This window comes from Cysteiniphilum sp. JM-1, assembly GCF_008711525.1.
In the GTDB taxonomy this organism is placed as follows: domain Bacteria; phylum Pseudomonadota; class Gammaproteobacteria; order Francisellales; family Francisellaceae; genus Caedibacter.
On record NZ_VXKS01000010.1, the window covers coordinates 61,039 to 72,553 of the forward strand.

11 protein-coding genes are annotated in these 11,515 nt (G+C 37.6%); 1 reads left to right on the forward strand and 10 read right to left on the reverse strand.

The annotated features are described in order from the left end of the window. Positions 1–78: 78 nt before the first annotated feature. From F3D68_RS06135 to F3D68_RS06155, 5 genes are read right to left on the reverse strand one after another with little or no spacing between them, the layout of a single operon-like run. Positions 79–786: a glutathione S-transferase family protein gene (locus tag F3D68_RS06135; protein WP_151193568.1), complete on the reverse strand. Its 708-nt coding sequence runs from the start codon at positions 784–786 to the stop codon at positions 79–81. 2 nt (positions 787–788) lie between these two features. Then, on the reverse strand, positions 789–1,223 hold the full coding sequence (locus F3D68_RS06140) for a DUF3301 domain-containing protein (RefSeq protein ID WP_151193569.1): 435 nt from the start codon (positions 1,221–1,223) through the stop codon (positions 789–791). Between the two features lie 9 nt (positions 1,224–1,232). Beyond that, positions 1,233–2,075, reverse strand: coding sequence for an LptA/OstA family protein (locus tag F3D68_RS06145; RefSeq protein WP_151193570.1), 843 nt, complete (start codon positions 2,073–2,075; stop codon positions 1,233–1,235). After that, positions 2,062–2,643, reverse strand: coding sequence for an LPS export ABC transporter periplasmic protein LptC (gene lptC / locus F3D68_RS06150; RefSeq protein ID WP_151193571.1), 582 nt, complete (start codon positions 2,641–2,643; stop codon positions 2,062–2,064). The genes F3D68_RS06145 and lptC overlap by 14 nt, the downstream gene beginning before the upstream one ends. Next, entirely contained in the window at positions 2,643–3,191 is a 549-nt protein-coding gene (locus F3D68_RS06155) for a KdsC family phosphatase (protein WP_151193572.1), read from the reverse strand. Before F3D68_RS06155 ends, lptC begins: the two co-directional genes overlap by 1 nt. Before the next feature lie 219 nt (positions 3,192–3,410). Between F3D68_RS06155 and F3D68_RS06160 the strand changes: the two genes are divergently transcribed. After that, a complete protein-coding gene (locus tag F3D68_RS06160) occupies positions 3,411–4,892 on the forward strand; it encodes a peptide MFS transporter (protein WP_151193573.1) in 1,482 nt (493 codons plus the stop codon). A 1-nt stretch (position 4,893) separates the two neighbouring features. Here F3D68_RS06160 and F3D68_RS06165 read toward each other — a convergent pair whose 3' ends face one another. From F3D68_RS06165 to F3D68_RS06185, 5 genes are all read right to left on the reverse strand, one after another. After that, on the reverse strand, positions 4,894–5,958 hold the full coding sequence (locus F3D68_RS06165) for an HlyD family secretion protein (protein WP_151193574.1): 1,065 nt from the start codon (positions 5,956–5,958) through the stop codon (positions 4,894–4,896). Between the two features lie 35 nt (positions 5,959–5,993). Beyond that, positions 5,994–6,887, reverse strand: coding sequence for a GTPase Era (era, locus tag F3D68_RS06170; protein ID WP_151193575.1), 894 nt, complete (start codon positions 6,885–6,887; stop codon positions 5,994–5,996). Between the two features lie 109 nt (positions 6,888–6,996). After that, positions 6,997–8,664 carry a heme ABC transporter ATP-binding protein/permease CydC gene (gene cydC, locus F3D68_RS06175; protein ID WP_151193576.1) on the reverse strand — a complete coding sequence of 556 codons (1,668 nt, stop codon included), beginning with the start codon at positions 8,662–8,664 and terminating at the stop codon, positions 6,997–6,999. Beyond that, positions 8,652–10,511: a thiol reductant ABC exporter subunit CydD gene (gene cydD / locus F3D68_RS06180; protein WP_151193577.1), complete on the reverse strand. Its 1,860-nt coding sequence runs from the start codon at positions 10,509–10,511 to the stop codon at positions 8,652–8,654. The genes cydC and cydD overlap by 13 nt, the downstream gene beginning before the upstream one ends. A 102-nt stretch (positions 10,512–10,613) precedes the next feature. Then, positions 10,614–11,276 carry a phosphoribosyl-AMP cyclohydrolase gene (locus F3D68_RS06185; RefSeq protein WP_224728253.1) on the reverse strand — a complete coding sequence of 221 codons (663 nt, stop codon included), beginning with the start codon at positions 11,274–11,276 and terminating at the stop codon, positions 10,614–10,616. Positions 11,277–11,515 lie beyond the last annotated feature (239 nt).

Consider the following 11,515-nt stretch of genomic DNA (forward strand, 5'->3'; position numbering starts at 1 on the left):
ACCTATCTTTTGTGTTTTTTCTTTTACTTTTCTTTTACTTTTCTTTTACTTTTCTTTTACTTTTCTTTTACTTAATTTTTATTTACCAAAAACCTGCTTAAGCATACGCGCACTATGCGCTTGTAGGTTGGGGTACTTGGTTAGTTGTTGTTTTAACTGGCTTTGCCAAGGGGTGTGCTCAATATTAGCAACAACAGCATAAACAACATGATCCAACAAACTTGGTGACTCATTGAAAAAATAGGTTTTTTGACCTAAAAACTCAGACAATGCACATAAATCTTCATCTGCTTTTTGATAGATTTGCGCTTTGGCTAAGCGCCCTAACCCTTGTTCATAGGTTTGCCTGGACGCATTTTTGCTCATCACTTTAAAAATCATGCCAAACAATAATTTAGGCAGTTTCGTTCCTTCTTGTACTATGCTGCGCCAGTTATTATCAGTAGAAACATCAACCCAACGACTATAAACCAACACCCAATATAAATGCTCCTCACATAGTCGTTGATACGCCAAGGTTTGCGATTTTTCTAGAGCAGTTAAACCTTGCTGCATTGGTGTGCTACTTTCTTTCTCCAATAAATCAATAATAAAACTACTGTCGCTATAAAACTTATCTTGCTTTTTAATATATGGCATTTTGCCCGTTGGTGAGCGACGTAAATCCGCACTATAAAAATTTTGATAAGGCACCTTTTGTGCAATCAAATAGCTTTCTAATTTCATACAAAAAGGACTGGAGTTTGGCACATCCCCTAATTTAGGAAATTGATGTAATTCAATCATAACTATTCCTTATCATCCTCATGCTTTGATTTTTTTGCTTGCTGCATGCGATATTCACTTAGATCAATGATATTACCACCCTCTTTATCTTCAGGCATTTTGGCTGTTTTCATTTCTTCAACCGTAATTTTTTGATCATTAGCAATCACCTGCAAGAATTGGTTACCATTAAACTGCAAAAAAGCCTTATAACGATCAACACCATCATAGCTATATTCAAATGCATATTCGCGAAATAAACACATGCTACCGATATTGCTTTGGCGCGATAAACGCATTTTGGTCAGACACACGGTGTCATCTAGTAGCTGAACATCCCATTGCTTAGCTATTTTAACTGCCATATAGACCGCATGCTCTCTTGCTTTCATTGAGTTACGCCAGATCAAGATCGCGATGACAATGATAATAACGGCACTTACTACGCCAATACTCATGCTAACAACCTACTTACTGTTTTTACTATTTTCACTATTTAAGTTATTTAAAATAACCGTTGCTCGTTGCCCCGTATTTGGCACCGTCACTAGACCATTTTTGGTGTCATAAAGCACCTTATCTCCGGAGAAGCGATTACCTGCGCGATCAACATAAGCTTTATCTTGTATCGTTAGCGTACTATTGAGTAAGTTAAAGTTCATTTGTCTGCCTTCAGCATATACCGTTTGCTGGTCTGAGCTATCACTCTTATTCTTGTTTTGATTATTTTGCGCCTGCTTTGGAAATGGCAAGGAGTAGAATTTAGCAATGTAAGGTGTATTAGCCATTAATACGACATCTTTGACTTGCTTATTTTGATCATCAAATAGAATCGTCAGCGTTTGCCCTGTTAAAAAACGACAGCCATTTTGCTTTTTACAAACGCTCTTAGCATAGTCTAATGCCTCTTTTTGCACATTGGTATAATCCACTTTGCCATCAGCTTCCTTTGGATCAGGAAATTGATACACTGGCCACTTGCTATTTTCATTCGGAACGCTATAACCACTGCATTGAATATTTGCATCTTTGGTTTGCATGACAAGTACGTTGCCTTGATAAATGATTTTATGCGCATCCTGACTATAAGATAAACTATCACTGCAAATAGTAATCTGACCGTCACTACTGGCATTTTTACCAAACATACCAGCAGCATCCATCGAACCACTTTGTTCAGCGGCAAAGGCGTGCTGTAGCATAAGCAAAGAAGTAGCACTACATAATACATACTTTAACAAGCTATGTATTACCCCGTTTTTATTTCTTTTACTTATTTCGCTTCTTTTATCTCTCTTACTGTCCTGCATAATAACTTCTTACATCCTTCAATAACTTAAAATCACCTTTTTTAGGTGTGCCATTCATGCCTGTGCCAACCGTATTGTTGGGTGTACCTGGTTGACTTATCGTGACTTTTTTATCCGTATCCATATAGTCTTTGCCATCATCGTAATTGACCGAATCAGTCGCAATTTTAATCGCAGGTGAGTTTTTGCCATTGGCATTACGCAACATCACCACATTTCCATATAAATGCATATTATTGTTGTTATTGGTAATATCGGCATAATTTGCGGTGATATTCCACGGCTTGTCTTTTTTATCTTTTGAATACAGCGTGGCATTAACCGTTATAAGCTTTGCATCTTGATTATAAAAACGTGTGGCATCAACTGCGGTTGCCGTATACTCTAACCAACCTTTCGTGTCATATTTTTCATAGGTAATCGCTTTTGCCGTATTCTCAACAAAATGTGCCGGTAGATCACCATGACTAATCTGCTCTTGCGCTGATTTAACCACTAGCCAACCACTGGTACCGATGACAACAACCAGTCCAATCGTTGTAAAAAAAACACGTTTACTAAAAAACATTAAAGACGTGCCTCACCAAAGGCGATATAGTCATCAACAATTTTATCTAATAGCCCCTTGCTCTCTAATATAAGATCACAGACTTCGCGCACCGCACCATATCCGCCTTTTTGTGCTGTTACATAATCAACGCGTGTTTTAACGGCACTTAAAGCATCAGCTGGTGCAAAAGATACTGCTGATTTCATCATTAAGGTCAGATCAGGTAAATCATCACCCATATAGGCGATATTTTCCTGATTTATTTGATGCTTCTTTAACAAGTCTTCATAGGCTTTAATTTTGTTTTTTTGCCCTTGGTAAACATCATTCACACCAAGTGAACTTAAGCGATCCTGAACAACTTGAGAGGTTTTCCCCGTAATCACGGCTAATTTAACGCCAAACTTCTGCAGCAACAGCATACCTAAGCCATCTTTAACATCAAAGTTTTTAGTTAAGTTACCATCATTACTTAGAATAATTTTGCCATCACTTAAAACACCGTCAACATCTAGTATCAATAATTGAATATTTGCTATTTTCTCTTTTAAATCTGAACTAATCATTTATCTGATATAAACTCTATTTAGAAACTTGGCTTAGTATATACCGCTCGCGAATCATTTTACAGAATTTCCGCCATTGAATTTCTCACGTATTTTACAATGCTTATCAGACCAAATTCAGTGCGTTTTAAAAAATCAAACTCTCTACATGACATTTAAATTATGGCGTATTAGTATGCTCGAGCTTATTAATAAAAAAGATAATAAAAAGGAAACTACATGTTAAGTTATAAGGACATGCCCAAGGGTGTCTTAAATATCAATCTTATTCAAGTCTTCTCAACGGTTGGTTACGCTGTACTCATGGGCTTATTAAACTTCTATCTTAGCCGTGAAGCAGGTATGAGTAAAATCGAGGCAAACACACTAACTGCCAGCTTTTTTGCACTAAATTTTTTGTTTCACTTTCTAGGTGGTACCGTCGGTGGGCGCTATTTAAGCTTTAGAGCCTTGTTTTGTGCCAGTTTAGTGTTGCAGTTTGTTGGGTTATTTCTTATTGCAGTGCATGTGCATATGATTATTTTAATCGGCATGACAGTTTTTATCACAGGCTCAGGTCTTAATGTCAGCTGTATCAATATGATGCTCACGCAATTATTTAGTCAAGATGATAAACGTCGCCGTATTGCTTTTTCAATTAACTATAGCTGTATGAATATAGGCTTTGTTTTAAGCTTTTTTGTCGCTGGGATCTTGCAAGGAAACAATCTTTACAGTGCTGCTTTTATCTTTGCTGCGGTGTGTTTATTTATCGCATTTGTAGTTCACCTTGTTAACTGGAAACATGTTAATGACAAACAAACATATTATGTCACCTCGTTTGCCTTTAATACAAAACGCTTCTATGTTGCGCCTTTAATTGTTATTGCTTGCTTATTATTTGCTTACTACTTAATGCATCATCCTGAGCTTGGCTCCGCACTTATTTATATCGCCTTTATTGCCGCATTGATTTACATGATCTATTTTGCACTAAAACAGCAAAGCAGTTATCGCACAAAAATTTACGCCTACCTTATCTTAAGCTCAGCAAGTATGGCATTTGCATTTGTTCAAGGCTTACAATCAACCGCTTTAGAAAACTTTGTTGAATTCAATACGTCAAAATCTCTTTTTGGCATCCCGATGCAACCTGCGACAGTCAACCTTTTTGAAAGTCTAGGTGTTATCATCTTTGGCTTTATTTTAGCCGGAATGATGAAAAGACGTCAGCAAGCGAATAACCCTTATCAACCCGGCTCATTAGTCGCACGCGGCTTAAGCATGTATGTTGTTGCTTTTTTAATGATCCCTTTAGGCATATTCCTTGCAGATAAAGCACACTTGGTTAATGTACTCTTTCCTATCTTGCTACTTTTAATCGTTTCAGCGGGTGAAATTCATGTAAATGCCGTCAATTACGCTATGGCAGGAGAGATGATAGAGCCAAAACATCAAGGCTTATTTACAGGTTATTTATTTATCAATATCGCCTTTGGCATTAATTTGGCAGGCCCTGTGTCAAACTTTGCGTTAAGTGGCGCTGAGCATGCTCAAAACATTACTGCGGCAGCAACAAACCCAATGTATGCCAAGATATTCCTAGTCATGACAGCAGTTGCTTTTGTTGTTGCTATTATCTTCTCACTGATGATGAAAAAGCTAAACAGCATGCTTAATGCCAATAAAATACAACCAGTTTTACAAAGCGAATTAGAATAATTTAAGAGTTAGTATCAACCTCAACAGTTGCTGATGCGCCAACGCGTAGACGCGGCACCTTGTTCACTTCACTTTGGTCAAGAACCACTTTTACAGGAAAGCGCTGTACTACTTTGACCCAGTTGCCTGATGCATTTTCAGGAGGCAATAAAGAAAACACACTACCACTACCCTCACTAATACTTTGAACCGTGCCATGTAATGTCACATTAGGGTACATATCAAGGATTACAGATGCTTTTTGTCCGACTTTCATCCGTGACATTTGCGTTTCTTTAAAGTTCGCATCTAACCAATAGGCCTCATTACTCACTAGCACAAATAGATTTTGATTTTGTGTGATTAGTGAACCAGGACGCAACGTAAAGTTAGTAATAAACCCAGATGTTGATGCATAAATCTTGGTATAACTTAAGTTTAATGCTGCCGTTGATACATCTGCTTTGGCAGCCGCAATTTTTGATTGTTGCAATGTTAATTGTTTTTGCTCTTGAGCAATACTGGCAAATGCAGCATTAACATTGGCATTAGCCACTTCAAGATCACCTTTGGCTTCATCAGCATCTTCTTTTGAAACCATTCCCTGAGCAACTAGTTTAGCAATACGCGCCTCTTTTTGTTCTGCGACAAATTTCTGTGCTTGTGCCTGTTTAAGCTTTGCTTCTTGTAGATTAATCGAGTCTTTAATTGCCGCAACTTCCTCTTGTGCTAATGTCAAATCTGCTTTGGCTTTAGCAAGCTCATATTCAAAGCTTTGCGGCTCAATCGTAAATAACAGCTCGCCTTTTTTAACCTCTTGGTTATTGCTGATATATAACTTGTCAAGCTTGCCTGTGACTTGTGCTGACATATGAATAACATCGGCATTAACATAAGCATCATCGGTTGATGGATATATTTCAGTATATTTTACATAAGCGTAAAAACCGATTACACAAAGCAAAATAACAATCCCTAAAATGACACATTTCTTCCATGCTTTTGCCCTAGCATTTTTTGCTATTGGCACTTTATTTTGATTATCTGTTTCTGTTTTATTTGAAATTTCTGTCGTTTGTTCGGTCATTGACAATAGCTCCAGCCCTAAAAAACTTAAAAAACCTAAAAATCATAACCCAATGATTTAAGTGCGCGATCATCATCTGACCAGCCCTCTTTAACCTTGACCCATAGTTGTAGGAACACTTTTTTTCCAAGCATAAACTCCATATCTTGACGCGCTTCACTGCCGATTTTTTTGAGTTTCTGCCCTTTAGCACCAATTACCATTGCTTTTTGTCCAGCACGTTCAACCAAAATGGTGGCATAAACCTCCATAATTTGACGTGCTTCATCAAACTTGCTTTTATTAATCTCAACGGTTAATTGATATGGTACCTCTTGACCTAATGTGCGCATTAATTTCTCACGAATAATTTCTGCCATCATAAAACGCTCGGTGCGATCAGTGACCTGATCCTCGGCATAAAAAAAGTGCTCACTTTCAGGAAGATAACTTTCAATTTTGCTTTCTAACTCATTGATTAAATGCCCTTGCTTAGCAGACACAAGAAAACTGGCAGCAAATGGGTATTTTTGCTTAATCTCATCGGTAAATTCGACTGCTTCATGGCGATTATTTAATTGATCCACCTTGTTAATCACTAAGATCACAGGCACTTTGACCGACTCGATTTTTTGCAATATCCATTCTTCAGCCGTTGTCCACTTACCCACTTCAACAACAAATAAAATGACATCGACGTCATTGATCACGCTACTTGCTTGCTTGTTCATCATGCGATTAATGGCACGCGGTTCATCTTGGTGAAGTCCAGGGGTGTCAACATAGATAAACTGTGTATTTTCAATGGTTTTGATACCGGTAATTTGATGACGTGTTGTCTGTGGTTTGCGACTTGTAATACTGATTTTGTATTTTAGAATATGATTTAAAAGCGTTGATTTTCCAACATTAGGTCGCCCAATAATGGCGACAAATCCACATTTTTTCATCTTATGATCGTCTTACTGTTTCCTTATGAAATTGTAGTCATTGTAGTTAGCACAATGCCCATTGTCGAATAAAATCACGCGTTTATATTGCAATGCAATACTTCATTTTTTATTGTGTTATGCGCAACACTCTATCAACGCTGCTTAGCAATGTGTCGTTATGGGTAATAATGATCACCGTTTTATCTTTAAAGACTGCCTGTAAGTTATCAATAACCTTTCTTTCAATGACCTTATCTAAACCTTCTGTTGGTTCATCCAAAATCAAAATAGGTGTTTGCGATAATACCGCACGCGCTAATGACAAACGCTTTTGCTGCCCTTTTGAGAGATGCCTTCCATACTCTCCAGTCCAACTATCTAAACCATTTGGTAACTCCAATGCAAAGTTTTTTAAATCAACAACATGTAAGGCATACCATAACATCTCATCAGTCGCGTTAGGGTTTGCTATTAACAGGTTATCGCGAATACTACCATTAAAAATATGCGCATGCTGACTGATAATCGTTATTTGCTGACGCAATTGTGATTCGGTAAATTGTGCAATATCGATGCCACCTATTGATATCTTGCCTGCTGATGGCGCATAAAATCTTGCTAACAACGAAACAATCGTTGACTTACCACAACCAGTAGCACCGACAATAGCAAGCTTTTCATTGGATGCAATCTCAAGATTAAAATGCTCATAGATCAGCTTATTACGCCCAGGATAGCTAAACGAAATATCCTCAAAAGAAATAACATTGTGTTTTGGCATATTTATTTGCTTACTACCATCATTAACAAATAATTTTGCCGGTTTTTGCTCAATAATATTTAATAATCTTTTAGCTGAAGATACTGTACGTCCTAAATACTGATATGCCACTGGTAAAGGCATAATCGCCTCAAACAAGCCCATAATGCCTAGTGCAACCAAGGCAATAAAAGCACCACTTATTACACCTTGATGAACAAGCCCGACCATTAGCCACACACCACACCATAGTGTCGCACCCAAAAATAAGGTCATAAGGGCTGCATTAAACCCAGTATAATGACTCATTTTTTGTTGCGTTGTAACAAGCGCTTTATTTTGCATATTAATTATCTCTGCATGCTTATCTTCTGCAGCAAAGACCTTAAGCTCTGCTAAATATTGCACATGCTCAATAATTGATGTTTTTAAATCTGCAGACTCTTCCGCTAGCGTTTTTGCGGTATGGGCAGATAATTTTCCCCCAACAACAGGAATACAAAACCCTGCAACAAAAGCAAAGCCCATGGTCATTAACGCTAAAGGAATACTTAAAAAGCTAAAAAATACCCCAATCAGCAAAATCGACAAAAACAGCACGCAACTTGGCGAAATAATCCGAATATATAAGTTATCTAAACTATTAACATCAGTGACTAAGCGATTGAGTAAGTCACCACTTTTATATTGTGCTAAATGTGTTGGCGCCAAGGGCACAAGCTTGTTATAAACCCATACTCGAATATCAGTTAATAACTTAAACGTTGCCTCATGTGTGACAACACGCTCACCATAGCGCGTTAAAATACGCATCAATGAAAAAGCACGTACGCCAGCTGATGGGTAAAAATAATTAAATTGACTGGCAATGGCGTAACTTGAAATAGCCACAAACCCAGTTGATGAGATAAACCAACCAGATAAAGATAATAAACCAATACTGGCTAAAATAGCTAGAAATGCAAGAAAGGTGCCAATAAACATCCATTTTGCTTGATGTTTAAAAATACTTAAAAAAGGAATTAATGCGCGCATGCAACTTCTCCCTCTAAGACTTGGTGACGATATAACGCATAAAAGTAACTTGATTGATCTTGCAACAATTCCTCTAAGCGCCCTTGTTGTACAATTCGTCCTTCATCCATCACGATAATATGATCCATCTCGCTCAAGAACTGTAAGCGATGCGTAAGCATAATCACCGTTTTATTTTGCCAATTGTTTAACAAGCTGTGCATGATAAGACGCTCATTTTCTTTATCCAAACTTGCCGTTGGCTCATCCAATAAGAGTAACTCACAAGGCTTAAGATAGGCGCGCGCTAATGCCAGACGCTGCGCTTGACCGCCGGATAAGCCAATGCTTTGCTCACCGATTTCAGTTGCTAATTTATCGGGGAATGCACTCACTTCTTGATCTAAGTGTGCCAACTTTAACGCATGCCATAATGCATCATCTTGAGCATTAGCATCTGCAAGTTGTAAATTATAGCGAATGCTGCCTTTAAATAAACCTGCATTTTGTCCAAGCCAACTGATTCTACTAAGCCAAAGCTTTTCATCAATGCGATTAAGTGGCAAATCATGATTAATGGTAATTGCTTCATCTTTTGCATGCATAAACTGCATAAGCAAATTTAAAATAGTCGTTTTACCAGCACCACTGGCACCAACAATCGCAATTTTCTGTTTATGTTTGACCTCAAAGCAAATATTAGTCAGTGCATTTTTAGATTTATTGGCATAACAAAAACTTAAATGATTAAATTGAATTGAATCAATCATTGGTAAGTCTTGTATCAAGCTGACTTGATTAATCTTCTCACCTTTTTCACCTTTTTCACCTTTTTCACCTTTTGCGTCATCATGCTTTGTTAAGGCAAATATTTTTTGTAACTCAAGAGCTGCCCCCATTGCTTCTGTTTTTGCATGATAATGCGTGCTTAACTCACGAAGAGGCAAGAAAAACTCAGGCGCTAATAGCAAAATAAATAATCCACCTTGCAAGGTCATATTTTCAAAAGACCACCAAACAGTATCAACATTAGCGCTATTGATAAAGCCCATGCCTAGATAAATCGCAACCAGTGCAATAGAGGCTGCTGAAAATACTTCAAGTACCGCGGATGATAAAAACGCAATACGCAATACTTTCATAGTTTTAACACGATAATCATCAGAGTATTCAAAGATTTTTTGCGCATGGCTTTCAGCACGATTAAACAGTCGTAAAGTCGCTAAGCCATGCAGTGTGTCTAAAAAGACACTACTCATTCGTGCCAAGGTTTGAAAATGTTTTTGGTTTTCACTTTCAGCGCCCCAACCAACCAACATCATAAACAGTGGGATTAAAGGTGCGCACACCAATAAAATAATGCCACAAACAATACTTTGTGGGAAAACAAAGATTAAAATCGCCAGTGGCATAAGTCCGGCTAAGGTCATTTGTGGCAAGAAATACATTAAGAAATTATTTAAGCCTTCCACTTGCTCCATTGCTGCACTGATCAAATCACCACTACTTAGCTCACCTGATTTCACAGGACCTAACTGATTAATATGTGCAATAACATCGTCTCTTAATTGCTCTTTTACTTTAGCCGCAGCCTTAAAGCTTACAACTTCCTTAAGCCACGACAGACCTGCTCGCATGAACACAATAGTAATAATCGCCACAAAGTAGCTAATAAGTTCAATGTTTGAGAGTTTTTCGATATAAGCGGCATAACAAATATGTGCCAACAGATAAAGTTGCCCTATGAGTAACAAGCCACTTAAAAAACTCACTAGAATGGTGAGTTGTACCCATTTTTTAGCAGGATGAGCACGCGACTTTAACCAGATCCGCGCTGACTTGCGTTCTGAAGCTGTGTTTGCTTGCATAAAGGTGAAATAAATCGATCTGAAACAATGGCGGCATTATATACCGCACCACGCTGACATGTAAGTGAATATAGACAATTTGCGAGTTTATTATAGGATAAATCAATCTGAAAATGGTGCGGAAGAATGATGTAAAACAATTTTCAACTGCCCATTTGGCATTTTGACATAAGCAAAGGTATATTCAACGGTGGTTACTTTGCCTTTAGTGTCGGTAAAGTCATACGTACCCATTGCAATCGCCATATCACCATGGAAATACATCTCATCATTATGGAAAACCACTTTAGTCCATGGTTGAAGAGCAAAACCTTTATCTTCTTTGAATTTTTTGTTGCCACCGACAAAGTAAGAAAGTGCTGATTCCTTCGTTGGTCTAAATGGAATTTCCTTGGCTTTAGTTGGTTTAAACATCACCACACCTTTTTCATAATTATACGCATAGAGCGTATTAATAAGATCTTTAGCAACTTTTTTATAATTTCCTTTATTTGTATAAGCATTACCTATTGCGACAATTCCTGCTGCCCATTGTGATTGAGCCTTTTCAACTTCGGCTACCGTAACACTGTTAGTGCTTTGTGTGAGTGTTGTTAATGCTTTACTGTCCGTTGCTGTTGATGTCGCTGCTGCATTTGCTTTTTGCATAGCAGCAATCCCAAGCACGAGAAATAAACTCAATACAACAGGTGTAATGCGCCCTTTTAAATCCAATGACTTAACTTTTTCAGCCTGAGATTTTGGTAGTTTTCTATCATTATCCATAAACTATCTCCTTTGTTAACAACTTGTATCAATATCTATACCTCGGTGAGTTAAGCATTAAATTGCTAAATTTGCAATTTTTTTACATTTTATGCTAGCCAACCGCAAAGGCTTTATATAAAGTAAGTCGCAACTAATAAGCACCATGTTGAATTTTAGCTTATTTGCCAGAGCAGGATGCTTAATTAGGAGATGTGAATGATAATATTTTGTTAAGTCTCAATGACAAAACAAATATA